Genomic DNA, 16,375 nt, shown 5'->3' with positions numbered 1-16,375 from the left:
CGATTGCCACGGCCACGCCCTTGCGCCGACGATTCAGACCACGCTGATGGCACCTTGCGAGCCCACACGCTGCCAGGGCAGGCCCAGCACCAGGGCGTTGAGCTGGGCGTGTTCCAACGCCACGTTCGGACTGCCCGCAGGTGCCCAGACAAACTTGCCCTGGTGCAGCCGGCGCGCGGCCAGCCACAGCCCCACACCGTCATGTACCAGGACCTTCAGGCGATTGGCTCTCTGGTTGGCGAAGACGTAGGCATGGTGCGGGTGGGCCGCGCCGAAGGTGGCGATCACCCGCGCCAGGGCCGTGTCCGTGCCCGCGCGCATGTCCAGCGGGGTGGTGGCCAGCCAGGCCTCATCGATACGGATCACCGCAACAACTCCCGCAGCATCTGGGCGCACTCGGCGGCGCCAGACAAGGGCCAGTGCACGGTCACGGACATGCCGGGGCGCTGGCATTCGATGCGGATGCCGTCCGCTGGCGTTGGCAAGGACGCGGATGGCAGCTCACCAGCAGACGCCGGCGGTACTGCGCTCAGGTCGATGGGGATAAAGGCCGGGGGTGGGGAAGCAACGACTGCAGTGCTGACGCCAGCTTCAAGACGGTGAAATCCCTGCGCCCATTCCTTGAGCCAGCGGTGTAGCACGTTGGCGTTCATGCCATGTTGCAGGGCCACCGCCGCGACCGATGCGCCTGGCTGTCGGCAGGCAGCCACCAGCTCGGCCTTGAATTGCGGGGTGTAGGTGCGGTGCGTGCGCCGCTGCGCATAGCGCGGGGTCTGAGGGTCTTTGAGCATCGTGTCCACGCCAATGTTGCGTGCACACGATCTTGCTCAGCCTTACCACCTCATTCAAGATGGGTTCGCCAGCCGCATACGATAGATGCGCTTGTGGTTCACCCCCGGAAACTGCTGGCGCAGCATGTCGTGGATGCGCCGGTAGCCGAATCGGCGGCGCACCAAGGCCGTTTGCCGAATCTGTTCACCCAGGGTGGCGTTGAGCTCGCTGGGCTGCGGTGGGTGGCGGTAGCTGTCTCGGGATAGCCCCACAAGGCGGCAGGCGTGCCGCTCCGAGAGGTGATGCTGCTCAATCATCTGCCGGATGGCATCGCGGCGCGCCTGTGGGGCTAGCGCTTTACCCCGAAGACGCTCTTGAGGGCGTGGATGTCCAGGTGGGCTTCGGCCAGCAGTTTCTTGAGCTTTGCGTTCTCGCTCTCAAGCTCGCGCAGGCGCTGGGCCTCTGAGACCTGCATGCCGCCGAACTTGGCACGCCATTTGTAAAACGTGGCCTGGCTGAAGCCGCCGCTGCGGCACAACTCGGGGATGCCCATGCCGGCTTCGGCCTGTCGCAAGAAGCCAATGATTTGTTCGTCGCCGAACCTGCTCTTCTTCATGTCCGTCATTCTCCTGGGTTGACGGGCTTCTCTCGTTTACTGTGGTACGGCTGGTGGGGGGCAGGTCACGCCGCCTCGCACTTCTCTCTGGCCTCGCCGAGCGTCACGCTGGGGTAGTCGCCAAGTGCGAACCATGATGCCTTGTCATTGAGCTTGAAGCGATAGCGCCAAGCCTTGATGCCGTTGGGTTTGATCTCTAGGTACAGCCCCTTGTAGTCATTGAGGCGGTAGATGCCTTCTCTAGGCTTGGCGGCTCGGCACTGGGCGTCTGTCAGCATCGTGAAGCTCTCCTGTTCGTCCTCAGGGCTTCATCGTATACACCTTCATCGACCTGGTGCAAGAACCATATACACGCCTGTATTCACTTGCGCAGCGCTATCAAGTGTCGTTGCATGCAACGAGCTGAAATGAAAAAGCCCCGTATCCACGGGGCTTTGCGTCGATTTCAACGATGCACCTGCAAGCAGGTGCAATCGCCTGAAATGGCTTGATCGAATCAGACGTTGAACAAGAAGTTCATCACATCCCCATCCCTGACCACGTATTCCTTGCCCTCCGCACGCATCTTGCCCGCGTCCTTGGCGCCCTGCTCGCCCTTGTACTGGATGAAGTCGTCGAACGCGATAGTCTGCGCGCGGATGAAACCGCGCTCGAAGTCACCGTGGATCACGCCGGCCGCCTGGGGCGCGGTGTCACCCTTGTGGATGGTCCAGGCGCGCACTTCCTTCACGCCGGCGGTGAAGTAGGTCTGCAGGCCCAGCAGGTCGTAGCCGGCGCGGATCAGGCGGTTCAGGCCGGGCTCCTCCAGGCCCATTTCCTGCAGGAACATGTCGCGGTCCTCGTCGCCCATCTCGGCCATCTCGGCCTCGATCTTGGCGCAGATGGCCACCACGGGAGCATTCTGCGCGGCGGCGTAGTCCTTGAGCTTGTCGAGCAGCGGGTTGTTCTCGAAGCCGTCCTCGGCCACGTTGCCCACGAACATCGCGGGCTTGGCCGTGATCAGGCAGAACTGCTTGAGCAGAGGCGCGTCCTCCTTGCCTACCGGCACGCTGCGCGCGGGCTTGCCCTGGTCGAGCGCGGCCTGCAGCGGCGTGAGCAGCGAGACGAGCTTGGCCGCCTCCTTGTCGTTGCCGCTCTTGGCGGCCTTGCTGTAGCGGTTCAGCGCCTTCTCGACGGTGGCCAGGTCCGCCAGGCACAGCTCGGTCTGGATCACCTCGATGTCGGCAATGGGGTCCACCCGGCCGGCCACGTGAACGACGTTCGGGTCCTCGAAACAGCGCACCACGTTGACGATGGCGTCCGTCTCGCGGATGTGCGCCAGGAACTGGTTGCCCAGGCCCTCGCCCTTGCTCGCGCCGGCCACCAGGCCCGCGATGTCCACGAACTCGACGATGGCGGGCACGGTGCGCTCGGGCTTGACGATCTCGGCCAGCTGCGCCAGGCGCGGATCGGGCACCTCCACCACGCCGGTGTTGGGCTCGATGGTGCAGAAGGGGTAGTTCTCGGCGGCGATGCCGGCCTTGGTGAGGGCGTTGAAGAGAGTGGACTTGCCCACGTTGGGCAGGCCCACGATGCCGCATTGCAGGCTCATGGCAGGGCTTTCGTTGGTTGGCGAGACAAACCTGTCATTTTAAGAGACACGGCAGGCCGTTCCCTGCCGGGGCCATCGCTGCGCGCGGCGCGCCGACCACCGCGGCGCAAGGGCCTGCGGCAGCGTCCCTACAATCCGGGGATGGCGCAGACTTTTGACGTATGTATCCGCGGTGCGGGCGTGGTGGGCCGCACCCTGGCACTTTTGCTGGCGCGCGAGCGCATGCGCGTGGCCCTCGTCGCACCGCCGGCGGGCACGCAGCCAGCGGCGGCCGACGTGCGCGCCTACGCGCTCAATGCCGCCTCGCGCGCGCTACTGGAGTCCGTGCGCGGCTGGCCCGATGCGCAGCACGCCACTGCCGTGCTGCAGATGCAGGTGCAGGCCGACCAGGACGGCATGGTGCGCTTCGACGCCGCGCAGCAAGGCTGCGACGCGCTGACCTGGATCGTGGACGTGCCGGCCCTGGAGGCGCGCCTGGCGGACGCAGTGCGCTTTCAGCCGCTGGTGGAGCAGGTGACCGAGCCCGTGGCCGCGCCGCTCACCGTGGTCTGCGAGGGCCGCGCCAGCAGCACGCGCGTGGAGTTCGGCGTGGAGTTCGACGTCACCCCCTACGCACAGCACGCGATCGCCACGCGCCTGGCGTGCGAGCGGCCGCATGGCCAGGTGGCGCGCCAATGGTTCGCGCCCGACGGCAGCATCCTGGCGTTCCTGCCGCTCGATGGCGCACAGGGGAACTCCGTGGCCGTCGTGTGGTCCGTCCCGCAGGAGCAGGCCGCGCACTGGCTGCAGGCCGGTGAGGAGGACTTCACGCAGCGCCTGCGGGAGATCAGCCGCGACAACCTGGGCGCGCTGCGGCAGACGGCCCCGCGTGCCAGCTGGCCGCTGCAACAGGCGCGCGCACGACACTGGTGCGGCGCCCTGCCGGGCCGAGGCGGCATGAGCTGGGCGCTGGCCGGCGATGCGGCACACAACGTGCACCCGCTGGCGGGCCAGGGTCTGAACCTGGGGCTGGGCGACGCGCGCACGCTGGCGCGCGTGCTGCACGAGCGCGCCGCTTGGCGCGGCGTGGGCGACCTGCGCGTGCTGCGCAGCTACGAACGCGAACGCAAGGCCGCGCTGCTGCCCATGGGCATGGCCATGGATGGCCTGCAGCAGCTGTTCACGCGGCGCGAGGGCGCGCTGGCCGCGCTGCGCAACTGGGGCATGAAGGGCTTCGAGCACAGCGGGCCGCTCAAGGCCTGGGTAGCACGAAGGGCCATGGGGACCGATTGATGGTGCCCGCCCGCACATAGAGATGAAAGAACGGAACGACGCAATGAAACTTCTCCCCTCCCTGCTGGCCGCCGCCACCCTGTGCCTGGGCCTGAACGCATCGGCGCAAGAGGCGGCGATCCGCAAGACCCTGGCCGAGCGCATCCCGCAGCTGCAGCAGATCGACGAGGTGCGCACCACGCCGATGAAGGGGCTTTACGAGGTGCGCATCGGCACGGACCTGTTCTACACCGATGCCCAGGGCAACTACCTGATCCAGGGCGAGCTGATCGACACCAAGGCGCGGCGCAACCTGACCGAGGACCGCCTGAACAAGCTGACGGCCGTGGACTTCAAGGCACTGCCGCTGCAGGACGCGTTCACCATCGTGCACGGCAAGGGCGAGCGCAAGCTGGCCGTGTTCGAGGACCCCAACTGCGGCTACTGCAAGCGCTTCGAGCGCGACATGCAGAACGTGGACAACGTGACCATTTACCTGTTCCTCTACCCCATCCTGAGCCCCGACTCGGCCGAGAAGTCGCGCAACATCTGGTGCGCCAAGGACCGCGCCGCCGCCTGGCAGGACCACATGCTGCGCGACAAGACCCCAACCGCCGCCAGCTGCGACACGGCAGCGCTGCAGCGCAACCTGGCCTTCGGACGCAAGCACAAGATCACCGGCACGCCCACGCTGATCTTTGCCGACGGCTCGCGCGTGCCCGGCGCCATCGGCGCGCAGGACGTGGAAAAGCGCCTGGCCTCGGCAGCCGCCGCCGACAAGTAGGCAGCCGGCCGCGCGCCGGCCTCTACTCCCGATACATGAGCTGCCAGCGCTTGCCACGCCTTCGTTTCAGGTCTTTTCCATGCTGAAAACAACGTATAGCAAGTACTGGCAGCTATTTTTTTGATACCGCTGCCCGCACCGCCCATGCCCCCCTCCCTGCCCGCCATCCACTACCGCATCGACCCCGGCGAGTGCCGCGCCCACCTGTACCGGGTTACGCTCACCGTGGCCGCGCCCGCCGGGCGGCAGGAGCTTTCGCTGCCCGTCTGGATCCCGGGCAGCTACCTGGTGCGCGAGTTCTCCAAGAACCTGCAGTCGCTGCGCGCCTGCCAGGGCGGTGCCGAGGTGCCGCTCGCGCAGCTGGACAAGCACCGCTGGGTGGCGCAGTGCAGGCCCGATGAGCCTCTGGTGCTGAGCTACGCCGTAGCGGCCTACGACAACTCGGTGCGCACGGCCTGGCTGGACGCCACGCGCGGCTTCTTCAACGCCACCAGCCTGTGCCTGCGCGTGCACGGCCAGGAGGATGCGCCGCACGGCCTCGAAGTGGTGCGGTCGCCGGAGCTGGCCGGCTGGTCGCTGGCCACGGGGCTCGCGCCCACGCAAGTGGACGCTTCGGGCTTCGGCAGCTACACCGCGCGCGACTACGACGAACTGGCCGACTGCCCCGTGGAGATGGGCCCGCTGTGGACCGCCAGCTTCAGCGCCTGCGGCGTGCCGCACCGACTGGTGGTGGCGGGCGCCGCGCCCTCCTTCGACGGCGAGCGCCTGGTGCGCGACATGCAGCGCATCTGCGAGGAGGCCATCCGCTTCTGGCACGGCGCGGGGCAGCCGCCGTTCGACGGCTATCTCTTCATGCTCAACGCGGTAAACGACGGCTACGGCGGCCTGGAGCACCGCAACTCCACGGCCCTGATCTGCAGCCGGCGCGACCTGCCGCGCCTGGGCCAGAGCGACATGGATCTGCGCGCGTCCGAGGGCTACACCACGCTGCTCGGGCTCGTCAGCCACGAATACTTCCACGCCTGGAACGTCAAGCGCCTGCGCCCGGCCGAGTTCGCGCGCTACGACTACGCGCGCGAAAACTACACCGAACTGCTGTGGTTCTTCGAGGGCTTCACCAGCTACTACGACGACCTGCTGCTGCGACGCGCCGGCCTGATTGACCACGCCGGCTACCTCAAGCTGCTGACCAAGGCCATCAACCAGGTGCTGCAGACGCCGGGGCGCCTGGTGCAGTCGGTGGCGCAGGCGAGCTTCGACGCCTGGATCAAGTACTACCGTCAGGACGAGAACACGCCCAATGCCACGGTGAGCTACTACACCAAGGGCGCGCTCGTCGCCCTGTGCCTGGACCTTGCGCTGCGCCGCGAAGGCCGCGCCACACTCGACGACGCGATGCGCGCGCTGTGGCAGCGCACCGGCGGCGGCCCCATGGCCGAGGCCGACGTGCTCGCCGTGCTGCAAGAGCTCTCGGGCCGCGACTGGTCCGGCGAAATCACGCAGTGGGCGCACGGCACCACCGATCTGCCGCTGGCCGAGCTGCTGGCCGCGCATGGCATCACCCTGCAGGCAGACCCCGCGCAGACCGCCCAGCGCCTGGGCCTGCGCGTGGCCGAGAACGGCGGCATCCAGGTCAAGACCGTGCTGCGCGGCGGCGCGGCCGAGGCCGCCGGCTTCATGGCCGGCGACGAATGGCTGGCGCTGGAGGCGCAGGGCCAGGCCTGGCGCCTGCTCAAGCTCGACGAGCTTCTGCTCTACGCCGGCAGCGCCACCGAGGTAACCGCCCTGGTCGCCCGCGACCGGCGCCTGCTGCGCCTGCCGCTCGCCCTTCCGGCCGCCGGCGCTGCGGCCGACACCGTGCGCCTGGACGTGCAGGACGCCGCCGCGGCGCAGCGCTGGCTGGGCGCCGCCGCAAGCCCGGCGTAGCGGCGTTGGGTATATTCAAACTTCGAGCCATCCACCCACTACACACAGGAGATCACCTTGGCCTACGAATGCATCGAAGTCCGCACCGAGGCGGACAAGGTCGGCATCATCACGCTGAACCGTCCCAAGCAGCTCAACGCGCTGAACGACCAGCTCATGGACGAGCTGGGCGCGGCCTCAAGGCGTTCGACGCCGACGAGAAGATCGGCTGCATCGTCCTCACGGGCAGCGAGAAGGCCTTCGCCGCCGGCGCAGACATCGGCGCCATGGCCAAGTACAGCTTCGCCGACGCCTACAAGGGCGACTACATCACGCGCAACTGGGAAGCCATCCGCTCGATCCGCAAGCCCGTGATCGCGGCCGTGGCCGGCTACGCCCTGGGCGGCGGCTGCGAGCTGGCGATGATGTGCGACTTCATCATCGCCGCCGACAACGCCCGCTTCGGCCAGCCCGAGATCAAGCTCGGCGTGATCCCCGGCGCCGGCGGCACGCAGCGCCTGCCGCGCGCCGTGGGCAAGGCCAAGGCCATGGACATGACCCTCACCGCCCGCATGATGGACGCCGCCGAGGCCGAGCGCGCGGGCCTCGTCAGCCGCGTCGTGCCCCAGGACAAGCTCATGGAGGAAGCCCTGGGCGCCGCCATCGTCATCAGCGGCTTCTCGCAGATCGCCGTGATGGCCGCCAAGGAATCGGTCAACCGCGCCTTCGAGGGCACGCTGTCCGACGGCGTGATGTTCGAGCGCCGCCTGTTCCACTCCCTGTTCGCCACCCAGGACCAGAAGGAAGGCATGGACGCCTTCGTGAACAAGCGCGCCCCGAACTTCACGCACCAGTAATTTTTTGATTTATAATTTGGGGCTCCGGTGGTATAGCTCAGTTGGTTAGAGCGCAGCATTCATAATGCTGATGTCCCAGGTTCAAGTCCCGGTACCACCACCAGACAACAAGAAACCCGCAGCGTCTCAAGCGCTGTGGGTTTTTTCTTGTGCTCTCTCGTCAACAGCCCCTGGATACACACCATGACACGCTGCACCCCATTGTCCGCCCTGGCGCTTGCCGCCGCGCTCGCCCTGCCCCTCGCGGCAGGGGCGCAACAGGCCCCCACGCCCGCCGGCCAGCGCCCCTTCCCCCCGGCCGCGCTGCGCGGCAGCCTCAAGATCGTGAACACGGCCGAGGCCGAGCTCAACGGCAAGGCCATCCGCCTCGCGCCCGGCCTGCGCATCTTCAACCCGCAGAACGCGCTGGTGTTCGCCCACAGCCTCGCCGGCCAAAGCGTGAAGGTGAACTACGTGACCGAGGCCAGCACGGGCATGCTGCTCACGGCCTGGATACTGACCGAGGCCGAGGCCCGCCAGCCCCGCAAGGGCGACGACGCCATCATCACCAACATCCGCACCGAGCCGGCCGCCACGCCGCGCTGATCCGCCCGCCACCCCGCCGGCCTCGCCCCGCACGGGCCGCGGCGCATCGCCTTTTTACGAGACCGCCATGTCCAAGAAAGTCTTCATCAAAACCTTCGGCTGCCAGATGAACGAGTACGACTCGGCCAAGATGGCCGACGTGCTGGGCGCCGCGCAGGACTACCAGAGCACCGACAACCCCGAGGAGGCCGACCTCATCCTCTTCAACACCTGCTCGGTGCGCGAGAAGGCGCAGGAGAAGGTGTTCTCCGACCTCGGCCGCGTCAAGCACCTCAAGGAAAAGGGCGTGCTCATCGGCGTGGGCGGCTGCGTGGCCAGCCAGGAGGGCGAGGAGATCATCAAGCGCGCGCCCTTCGTGGACGTGGTCTTCGGCCCGCAGACCCTGCACCGCCTGCCCGAGCTGCTGAGCGCCCGCGAGAAGCAGCACAAACCGCAGGTGGACATCAGCTTCCCCGAGATCGAGAAGTTCGACCACCTGCCGCCCGCGCGCGTCGAGGGCGCCAGCGCTTTCGTCTCCATCATGGAAGGCTGCAGCAAGTACTGCAGCTACTGCGTGGTGCCCTACACGCGCGGCGAGGAAGTGAGCCGCCCCTTCGAGGACGTGCTGGTGGAGGTGGCGGGCCTGGCTGATCAGGGTGTGAAGGAAGTCACGCTGCTGGGCCAGAACGTCAACGCCTACCTGGGCACCATGGGCGACACGGCCGAGAAAGCCGACTTCGCCCTGCTGCTCGAATACGTGGCCGAGATCCCGGGCATAGAACGCATCCGCTACACCACCAGCCACCCCAACGAATTCACGCCGCGCCTGATCGAGGCCTACGCCAGGATCCCGAAGCTGGTGAGCCACCTGCACCTGCCCGTGCAGCACGGCAGCGACCGCATCCTGATGGCCATGAAGCGCGGCTACACGGCCATGGAATACAAGAGCACGGTGAGGAAGCTCAAGGCCATACGCCCCGGCATGGCCATGAGCAGCGACTTCATCGTAGGCTTCCCCGGCGAGACCGAGGAAGACTTCCAGAAGATGATGAAGCTGATCCACGACGTGCGCTTCGACAACTCCTTCAGCTTCATCTTCAGCCCCCGCCCCGGCACGCCCGCCGCCAACCTGCACGACGACACGCCGCACGACGTGAAGCTGCGCCGCCTGCAGGAGCTGCAGGCCGTCATCAACCGCAACATCCTGGAGATCAGCCAGGAGCGCGTGGGCACGGTGCAGCGCCTGCTGGTTGAGGGCGTGAGCAAACGCGACGCCGGCGAGCTCATGGGCCGCACCGAGTGCAACCGCGTGGTCAACTTCCCCGGCCGCGAGCGCCTCATCGGCCAGATGATCGACGTGCGCATCACCGAGGCGCGCACCTACACGCTGCGTGGCGAGGTGGCGACGTCCGAAAGCGCAGAGCTGCTTTCAGTTTGATAGCTGTCAGCGCTTTCCAGTCAAGCGCCGGAGGCCATTTTTACTTAGAAGCGCGGCATGCCGCCCATGCCGGGCAGGCCGCCCTTCATGCCACCCATCTTCTTCATGAGCTTCATGAGACCGCCGCCCTTCATCTTCTTCATCATGCCCTGCATCTGCTCGAACTCGTTGAGCAGCCGGTTGACTTCCTGCACCTGAACGCCGGCGCCGGCGGCAATGCGCTTCTTGCGCGTGGCCTTGATGAGTTCGGGCCTGCGGCGCTCCTGCGCGGTCATGCTGCAGATGATGCCTTCCTTGCGGCGGATGTCGCGCTCGGCCTTGTCCATGTCCACCTGGCCGGCCTTGGCGGTGAGCTGCGCGGGCAGCTTGTCCATGAGGCTGGAGAGCCCCCCCATCTGCTTCATCTGCTGCAGCTGGGCCAGGAAGTCGTTCAGGTCGAAGCCGTCGCCGCTCTTGACCTTGGCGGCGAGCTTCTGCGCCGCCTCCAGGTCCACGCCGGCCGTGACCTGCTCGACCAGGGCCACGATGTCGCCCATGCCCAGCACGCGCCCGGCGTGGCGCTGGGCGTCGAACACTTCCAGGCCGTCGATCTTCTCGGACACGCCAGCAAACTTGATCGGCGCGCCGGTGATGGCGCGCACCGACAGCGCCGCGCCGCCGCGCGAGTCGCCGTCCAGCTTGGTGAGGACGATGCCGGTGAGCGGCAGCGCCTCCTTGAACGCCTTGGCCGTGTTCACCGCATCCTGGCCCTGCATAGCGTCCACGACGAACAGGGTCTCCACGGGGTTCAGCACGGCGTGCAGGTCCTTGATTTCCTGCATCAGCAGCTCGTCGATGGCCAGGCGCCCGGCGGTGTCAACCAGCAGCACGTCGAAGTAGTGCTTGCGGGCATAGTCCAGCGCCGCCAGCGCGATGTCGCGCGGCTTCTGGTCGGGGCTGCTGGGGAACCATTCGGCGCCGGCCTGCTTCGTTACGGTCTTGAGCTGCTCGATGGCGGCCGGGCGGTACACGTCGCCCGAGACGGTGAGCACCTTCTTCTTGCGCTTCTCGATCAGGTGCTTGGCCAGTTTTGCCGTGGTCGTGGTCTTGCCCGCGCCCTGCAGGCCGGCCATCAGGATGACGGCGGGCGGCTGCGCGGCCAGGTTGATGTCGGCCACGCCCTCGCCCATGGTGGCGGCCAGTTCCTGGTTAACGATGCCCACCAGCGCCTGGCCGGGCTTGAGGCTGCCCAACACCTCCTGGCCCAGTGCCTTTTCCTTGACGCGTGCGATGAAGTCGCGCACCACGGGCAGGGCCACGTCGGCTTCGAGCAGCGCCATGCGCACCTCGCGCAGCATGTCCTGCACGTTGGATTCGGTGATGCGGGCCTGGCCGCGCATCTCCTTGACGAGACGGGTGAGTTTTTCGGTGAGTGCGGAGGCCATGGCCCAATGCTCCAGATGCATCGGCCGGGGATACGCCGGCCGATGGCTCAGCCCCGGCGGCCAGGGGCGAAAGGCTAAACTTCAAACTTATGATTTTACCCAGTGCTTCCCCGCTCGCCTGGCTGCTGGCCCTGGCCACCGCCGTCGCCTATGCGCTGGCCGCGGCCGTGGCGTCGCGCGCCAAGGCAGAGCACGGCCACCTTGCCATGGCACCTGCCTGGACGCTGCATGCAGCCGCCCTGGCCTGGGGGCTGCTGGGCAGCACGCCGCATTTCGGCTTTGCCGCCGCCCTGTCGATGACGGCCTGGCTGGTGCTCACCACCTACGCCGTGGAGCGCCAGCTGTTTCCGCAGATGCGCACGCGTTGGGCGCTGTGCGCGCTGGGCGGCGTCTCGGTGCTCCTTGCGGCGCTGTTCCCCGGTCGGCCGCTGCATGTCTCGGCCTCGCCCTGGCTGCCGCTGCACCTGACGCTGGGCATCGCGTGCTACGGCCTGTTCGCCGCCGCCGTGGTCCATGCCGGGCTCATGGGCCGTGCGGAGCGGCAGATACGCCTGGCGGCCGATTCGAACAGCGGCATACCGCTGTTGACGCTGGAGCGCCTCACGTTCCGCTTCGTGTCGGCAGGCTTCGTGCTGCTGTCGGCCACGCTGGTCGCCGGCTGGCTGTTCAGCGAGCAGCTCTACGGCCGCGCCTGGCTCTGGGACCACAAGGCCGTGTTCTCCGTGCTGGCCTGGATCACGTTCGCCGTGCTGCTGCTGGGCCGCTCGCGCTTCGGCTGGCGCGGGCGCAGCGCCGTGCGCGTGCTGTACGCGGGCGCGGCGCTGCTGCTGCTGGCCTACGTGGGTTCGCGCTTCGTGCTCGAGGTGGTGCTCAGACGCGCGATATGAAGTACCTCGTCGTCCTGGCGGTGATCGCCGTCGTCTACGCCCTGTGGCGCAGCCAGCGCCGCCCGCCGCCGCGCCAGGGCGGCACGCCCCGCTCGCGCATCGCGCCGCCGCAGAACATGGTCCGCTGCGCGCATTGCGGCGTGCATCTGCCGCAGGGCGATGCTCTGTGGGCAGATGGCCGCAGCTACTGCTGCCGCGCGCACCAGGAGCAGGGACCGGCCTGAGGCGAGTCCGCCATGCCCACGTCCACCGTCACCGAACAGCCCCCGGGCCGCCCGCCATTCCAGCGCCTGTGGAAGGCTTTCCTGACGGCCCGCGTCATGGTGGCGCAGGCGCTGTTGCTGCTGCAGCTGCTGGGCATGGTGCTGAATCAGGCCATAGAGCCCGCGCTGCTGGCGACCAGCTTCGGCTACCTGATCGCGGCCACCCTGCTGCGGGTGTTCGGCGCCGGCACGCCGCCCGATCCGCGCCCGGGCATCCAGTGGCTGCCCTCGATCGGGGTGGACATCGCGCTCGTCGGCCTGCTGCAGGTATTGCAGCAGTCGGGCAGCATGAACTTCACGCCGCTGTTCGGCCTGCCCATCCTGATGGCCGGCGTGCTGGGCACGCTGACGCTGGCCCTGGGCACCACCGCAGGCGTGACCCTGCTGCTGCTGGCCTGGGCCTGGTGGCTGGGCAGCCAGGGCGGGGGCGACGCCACGCAACGCTATCTGCAGACGGCGGTGACGGGCACGGGCTATTTCCTGGTGGCCTACCTGGTGCACCTGCTGGCAGCCAGGCTCACCAGCGAGCAGCAGATGGCACGGCGCAGCCAGATGGATGCGCGCACGCAGACCGCCGTGAGCGCCCTGGTCATGCAGCACGTGGCCGACGGCGTGCTGGTGCTGGACCACCAGGGCCAGGTGCGCCTGGCCAACCCCGCGGCCCTGCTGCTGCTGGGCCCTGCGGCCAAGACCTCCACGCCCTTCGCGCTGGAGCACACACCGGCCTGGAAACCCCTGATGGACCTGGCACGGCAGACGTTCCGGCAGGAGCAGCCCCAGCACGCCGACGTGAACATCCTGCACGAAGGCCAAAGCCCCATGGGCCTGCGCATCCGCACCTGGCTCACCCGCGCGCAGCCGGCCTCCGGCGCGTCGGACGAGGAGCCGCTGTGCGTGATGTTCCTGCACGACCTGCGCGAGATGGAGGCGCGCTTGCGCACCGAGAAGCTGGCCGCGATGGGCCGCATGTCGGCCGCGGTGGCGCACGAGATACGCAACCCGCTGGCGGCCATCGTCCAGGCCAACGAGCTGCTGGACGAGGACCTGAGCGACCCCGGCCACAAGCGCCTGGCCCACATGGTCCGGCAGAACGCCGAGCGGCTGGTGCGCATCTCCGAGGACGTGCTCGACATCGCTCGGGTGCAGCACCAGATCGGCCATGCGCCCTCGTCCACGCTGGCCCTGGACGCCACGGTGCTGCAGGCCTGGAACGACTGGCAGGCGCACGACCCCGCCCGCCGGCAGGGGTGCCTGGAACTGAACGCGGGCACGGCCCAGGTGGAGTTCGACGCCGAGCATCTGCGCCGGGTGCTGGTGAACCTGCTGGACAACGCGCTGCGCTACATGGGGCAGGAGCCCGACTCGCTGTGCCTGAGCACGAGTGCCACGGCTGCGGGCCAGGTCAAGCTGCAGGTCTGGAGCGACGGCGCGCCGCTGGACAAGTCCGTGGAGCGACACCTGTTCGAGCCCTTCTTCTCGTCGGAGAGCCGCTCCAGCGGCCTGGGCCTGTACATCTGCCGACAGCTGTGCCAGCGCCACGGCGCGGCCATCGCCTACCAGCGCGCCAACCGGGCGCTGGCGCACGGCACCGTGGCGGGCAATGCCTTCAGCGTCACGTTCCGCAGTACCACGCGCCCGGCGGAGAGCTCCTCACTGTTTGACACAATCGTGGTCTGACACGCTCGCCGGTTCCATGAACGCCACTGCCTCCGCCGCCTCCATCCTCGTCGTCGACGACGAGCCCGACCTGCGCACGCTCTACGAGCTGACGCTGCTGCGCGAGGGCTACCGCGTGGAGACCGCTGCCAGCGTGGCCGAGGCGCGCGAGCAGTTGCAGCGCCGCAAGTTCGACGCCGTGATCACCGACATGCGGCTGCCCGACGGCCTGGGGCTGGACCTGCTGTACGACCTGCGCGAGCAGCAGCGGCGCGAGCGCTGCGTGGTCATGACGGCCTACGGCTCGGCCGAGAACGCCGTGGAGGCGCTGCGCTCGGGAGCGTTCGACTACCTGACCAAGCCCGTGGACCTCAAGCAGTTCCGCTCGGTCGTAGCCTCGGCCATCCAGGGCACGGGCGGCGTGCTGCCCGCGGCCACGCCTCCCCGCATGGCCGCACAGGAGCCGGACGCGGACAACCCGGTGCTCGCGCGCCTGATCGGCGAGTCCGAGGCCATGCGCAACGTCAAGCAGCGCATCGCCAAGGTGGCGCGCAGCATGGCGCCCGTGCTGATTCGCGGCGAATCGGGCACGGGCAAGGAGCTGGTGGCGCGCGCCCTGCATGCCAGCAGCCAGCGCGCCGACGGTCCGCTGGTCGCTGTGAACTGCGGCGCCATTCCCGAGAACCTGCTCGAAGCCGAGTTCTTCGGTGCGCGCAAGGGCTCCTACACCGGCTCGACCAGCGACCGCGAGGGCTACTTCCAGGCCGCCCGCGGCGGGACCTTGTTTCTGGACGAAATCGGCGACCTGCCGCTGCCCATGCAGTCCAAGCTGCTGCGCGCCATCCAGGAGCGCAGCATCCGTCCGCTGGGCTCCACGCAGGAAGAGACCGTGGACGTGCGCATCGTCAGCGCCACGCACCGCGACCTTGCGGCCGACGTACAGGCCGGGCGCTTTCGCCAGGATCTGTACTACCGCCTGAACGTGATCGAGCTCCTGATCCCGCCGCTGCGCGAGCGGCGCGAGGACCTGCCCGCGCTGTGCGAGGCGCTGCTCGCCCGCATCGAGCAGGAATCGGGCACCCCCGTGCCGCGCCTGGGCGCCGCCGCGCTGAAGCGCATCACCCAGCACCCGCTCACGGGCAATGTGCGCGAGCTGGAAAACCTGCTGCACCGCGCCGTGGCCCTGAGCGACGGAAACGAGCTACAGGTGGAACACCCCGCTGCCACCACCGCGGAGGTCGCCGCCGCCGTCCCCGCGCCCCCGCCTCCAACGCCACCGGAGGCCGGCACGCCCCCCGCGCCGCCACCCACTGCCGCCAGCGAAGAGCCCCCCCTGCCCAGCGACCTGCAGGCCTGGCTGGACCAGCATGAGCGCGAGATCCTCGTGCGCGCCCTGCGCGAGACGGGCTTCAACCGCACGGCCACGGCGGCGCGCCTGGGCATCAGCCTGCGCCAGATCCGCTACCGCATCGACCGGCTCAACATCGCCATGCCGCAGGACGGCGACAACCATGGCGAAGCGCAGTAGGCCGGGCACGCCATGGCAAGGCGGCTGGTACCTGCCCGCGCGCCGCATGCACTCGCCCAACCACGGCCCCCGGCCGGCGGGCGCCGTCATCGACCTGATCGTCGTGCACTCCATCAGCCTGCCACCGGGCCAGTACGGCGGAACGGCAGTGCAACAGCTGTTCACCAACCGGCTCGACTGGGACGCGCACCCCTATTTCCAGAGCATCCGCGGGCTGGAGGTCTCGGCTCATTTCTTCATTGCCCGCGACGGCCGGCTGTGGCAGTTCGTGGACGCCGATCGGCGGGCCTGGCATGCCGGGCGCTCGCACTACCGCGGGCGCGACGCCTGCAATGACGACTCCATCGGCGTGGAGCTCGAAGGCCTGGAAGGCCAGGCATTCGAAGAGCCGCAGTACCGCAGCCTGACCCGCCTGTGCGCCGCCCTGGCGCGGCGCTACCCCATCGGCTACATCGCCGGGCACGAACACATCGCGCCCCACCGCAAGAACGACCCCGGCCCGGGGTTCGAATGGCAGCGGCTGCGATCGGCCTTCGCGGGCTCGGGCATCCTGTTCCCTCCTTGAGGCCTGGCGCGCGCCTGCGCGCCAAAAACGCCGCAGACACGCGCCACCATTGGCATGCGCGCGCCCGGGCCCCATGCGGCAAGGGCCTGGCACGGCGTCGCCTTCCAGGAAGCAGTTCCGCCCGACACCCCTCGTACAGACATACACTACATGTAGTGTCTTGAGCACTTCAAGCACCATATGTATAGTGTGCGGAACAACATCGACCGCACCCCGCACCGACGCCCGCCGGCAGCCCTTCCCGGCGCGCCACACCCCCTGACGACACACCAAAG

The 16,375-nt window shown here is 68.4% G+C and carries 15 protein-coding genes, 1 tRNA gene and 2 pseudogenes; 12 read left to right on the top strand and 6 right to left on the bottom strand.

Annotation, left to right across the window (positions count from 1 at the left end; translation table 11 throughout):
* Window positions 1-33: 33 nt before the first annotated feature.
* The 5 genes and pseudogenes from tnpB to ychF form a co-directional block, all read right to left on the bottom strand.
* Complete coding sequence (gene tnpB / locus ALIDE2_RS19115; protein ID WP_013516300.1) at window positions 34-366, bottom strand: IS66 family insertion sequence element accessory protein TnpB; 333 nt, start codon at window positions 364-366, stop codon at window positions 34-36.
* On the bottom strand, window positions 363-791 hold the full coding sequence (gene tnpA, locus ALIDE2_RS19110) for an IS66-like element accessory protein TnpA (protein WP_013516301.1): 429 nt from the start codon (window positions 789-791) through the stop codon (window positions 363-365). Before tnpA ends, tnpB begins: the two co-directional genes overlap by 4 nt.
* Window positions 792-866: 75 nt before the next feature.
* Window positions 867-1,387 (bottom strand): annotated as a pseudogene (locus ALIDE2_RS25500) (transposase); the annotation flags it as partial.
* 65 nt (window positions 1,388-1,452) lie between these two features.
* Window positions 1,453-1,665, bottom strand: coding sequence for an Arm DNA-binding domain-containing protein (locus ALIDE2_RS19095; RefSeq protein WP_013722925.1), 213 nt, complete (start codon window positions 1,663-1,665; stop codon window positions 1,453-1,455).
* A 218-nt stretch (window positions 1,666-1,883) separates the two neighbouring features.
* Window positions 1,884-2,978, bottom strand: a complete 1,095-nt coding sequence (gene ychF, locus ALIDE2_RS19090; protein WP_013722924.1) for a redox-regulated ATPase YchF — start codon at window positions 2,976-2,978, stop codon at window positions 1,884-1,886.
* 141 nt (window positions 2,979-3,119) lie between these two features.
* Here ychF and ALIDE2_RS19085 point away from each other — a divergent pair, with 141 nt between their 5' ends.
* The 7 genes and pseudogenes from ALIDE2_RS19085 to miaB all read left to right on the top strand — a co-directional run bounded on the left by ALIDE2_RS19085 (window position 3,120) and on the right by miaB (window position 9,777).
* Entirely contained in the window at window positions 3,120-4,250 is a 1,131-nt protein-coding gene (locus ALIDE2_RS19085) for an FAD-dependent monooxygenase (RefSeq protein ID WP_013722923.1), read from the top strand.
* Between the two features lie 43 nt (window positions 4,251-4,293).
* Window positions 4,294-5,013, top strand: a complete 720-nt coding sequence (locus tag ALIDE2_RS19080) for a DsbC family protein (protein WP_013520447.1) — start codon at window positions 4,294-4,296, stop codon at window positions 5,011-5,013.
* Window positions 5,014-5,157: 144 nt separating this feature from the next.
* A complete protein-coding gene (locus tag ALIDE2_RS19075) occupies window positions 5,158-6,939 on the top strand; it encodes a M61 family metallopeptidase (RefSeq protein WP_013722922.1) in 1,782 nt (593 codons plus the stop codon).
* Window positions 6,940-6,996: 57 nt separating this feature from the next.
* A pseudogene (locus ALIDE2_RS19070) lies at window positions 6,997-7,775 on the top strand (enoyl-CoA hydratase).
* A 26-nt stretch (window positions 7,776-7,801) separates the two neighbouring features.
* A tRNA-Met gene (locus tag ALIDE2_RS19065) sits at window positions 7,802-7,878 on the top strand.
* Between the two features lie 80 nt (window positions 7,879-7,958).
* Entirely contained in the window at window positions 7,959-8,360 is a 402-nt protein-coding gene (locus tag ALIDE2_RS19060; protein ID WP_013520450.1) for a hypothetical protein, read from the top strand.
* 67 nt (window positions 8,361-8,427) lie between these two features.
* Window positions 8,428-9,777, top strand: coding sequence for a tRNA (N6-isopentenyl adenosine(37)-C2)-methylthiotransferase MiaB (gene miaB / locus ALIDE2_RS19055; protein ID WP_013520451.1), 1,350 nt, complete (start codon window positions 8,428-8,430; stop codon window positions 9,775-9,777).
* 44 nt (window positions 9,778-9,821) lie between these two features.
* Here the strand turns inward: miaB and ffh are convergent, their stop codons facing one another.
* A complete protein-coding gene (gene ffh, locus ALIDE2_RS19050; protein ID WP_013722921.1) occupies window positions 9,822-11,201 on the bottom strand; it encodes a signal recognition particle protein in 1,380 nt (459 codons plus the stop codon).
* A gap of 89 nt (window positions 11,202-11,290) precedes the next feature.
* Here ffh and ALIDE2_RS19045 point away from each other — a divergent pair, with 89 nt between their 5' ends.
* Genes ALIDE2_RS19045 through ampD form a run of 5 tightly spaced genes read left to right on the top strand, consistent with a single transcriptional unit; the run spans window position 11,291 to window position 16,100 of the window.
* Complete coding sequence (locus ALIDE2_RS19045; RefSeq protein WP_013722920.1) at window positions 11,291-12,088, top strand: cytochrome C assembly family protein; 798 nt, start codon at window positions 11,291-11,293, stop codon at window positions 12,086-12,088.
* Complete coding sequence (locus ALIDE2_RS19040) at window positions 12,085-12,312, top strand: PP0621 family protein (RefSeq protein ID WP_013520454.1); 228 nt, start codon at window positions 12,085-12,087, stop codon at window positions 12,310-12,312. The genes ALIDE2_RS19045 and ALIDE2_RS19040 overlap by 4 nt, the downstream gene beginning before the upstream one ends.
* Window positions 12,313-12,324: 12 nt before the next feature.
* A complete protein-coding gene (locus tag ALIDE2_RS19035; RefSeq protein ID WP_013722919.1) occupies window positions 12,325-14,028 on the top strand; it encodes a sensor histidine kinase in 1,704 nt (567 codons plus the stop codon).
* A gap of 16 nt (window positions 14,029-14,044) precedes the next feature.
* Entirely contained in the window at window positions 14,045-15,535 is a 1,491-nt protein-coding gene (locus ALIDE2_RS19030; RefSeq protein ID WP_013520456.1) for a sigma-54-dependent transcriptional regulator, read from the top strand.
* Window positions 15,519-16,100, top strand: a complete 582-nt coding sequence (gene ampD, locus ALIDE2_RS19025) for a 1,6-anhydro-N-acetylmuramyl-L-alanine amidase AmpD (protein ID WP_013520457.1) — start codon at window positions 15,519-15,521, stop codon at window positions 16,098-16,100. Before ALIDE2_RS19030 ends, ampD begins: the two co-directional genes overlap by 17 nt.
* Window positions 16,101-16,375: the final 275 nt, after the last annotated feature.

Origin of the sequence: Alicycliphilus denitrificans K601, from assembly GCF_000204645.1 — a bacterium.
In the GTDB taxonomy this organism is placed as follows: Bacteria; Pseudomonadota; Gammaproteobacteria; order Burkholderiales; family Burkholderiaceae_C; genus Alicycliphilus; species Alicycliphilus denitrificans.
The sequence above is the reverse complement of the archived record's forward strand: the minus strand, read 5'-3'. Positions and strand labels throughout refer to the sequence as shown.

What these genes read in the sequence shown, in the direction of transcription:
- tnpA (WP_013516301.1), bottom strand. Translation starts at nt 791, where the DNA reads ATGCTCAAAGACCCTCAGACCCCGCGCTATGCGCAGCGGCGCACGCAC.
- ALIDE2_RS19095 (WP_013722925.1), bottom strand. Translation starts at nt 1,665, where the DNA reads ATGCTGACAGACGCCCAGTGCCGAGCCGCCAAGCCTAGAGAAGGCATC.
- ychF (WP_013722924.1), bottom strand. Translation starts at nt 2,978, where the DNA reads ATGAGCCTGCAATGCGGCATCGTGGGCCTGCCCAACGTGGGCAAGTCC.
- ALIDE2_RS19085 (WP_013722923.1), top strand. Translation starts at nt 3,120, where the DNA reads ATGGCGCAGACTTTTGACGTATGTATCCGCGGTGCGGGCGTGGTGGGC.
- ALIDE2_RS19080 (WP_013520447.1), top strand. Translation starts at nt 4,294, where the DNA reads ATGAAACTTCTCCCCTCCCTGCTGGCCGCCGCCACCCTGTGCCTGGGC.
- ALIDE2_RS19075 (WP_013722922.1), top strand. Translation starts at nt 5,158, where the DNA reads ATGCCCCCCTCCCTGCCCGCCATCCACTACCGCATCGACCCCGGCGAG.
- ALIDE2_RS19060 (WP_013520450.1), top strand. Translation starts at nt 7,959, where the DNA reads ATGACACGCTGCACCCCATTGTCCGCCCTGGCGCTTGCCGCCGCGCTC.
- miaB (WP_013520451.1), top strand. Translation starts at nt 8,428, where the DNA reads ATGTCCAAGAAAGTCTTCATCAAAACCTTCGGCTGCCAGATGAACGAG.
- ffh (WP_013722921.1), bottom strand. Translation starts at nt 11,201, where the DNA reads ATGGCCTCCGCACTCACCGAAAAACTCACCCGTCTCGTCAAGGAGATG.
- ALIDE2_RS19045 (WP_013722920.1), top strand. Translation starts at nt 11,291, where the DNA reads ATGATTTTACCCAGTGCTTCCCCGCTCGCCTGGCTGCTGGCCCTGGCC.
- ALIDE2_RS19040 (WP_013520454.1), top strand. Translation starts at nt 12,085, where the DNA reads ATGAAGTACCTCGTCGTCCTGGCGGTGATCGCCGTCGTCTACGCCCTG.
- ALIDE2_RS19035 (WP_013722919.1), top strand. Translation starts at nt 12,325, where the DNA reads ATGCCCACGTCCACCGTCACCGAACAGCCCCCGGGCCGCCCGCCATTC.
- ALIDE2_RS19030 (WP_013520456.1), top strand. Translation starts at nt 14,045, where the DNA reads ATGAACGCCACTGCCTCCGCCGCCTCCATCCTCGTCGTCGACGACGAG.
- ampD (WP_013520457.1), top strand. Translation starts at nt 15,519, where the DNA reads ATGGCGAAGCGCAGTAGGCCGGGCACGCCATGGCAAGGCGGCTGGTAC.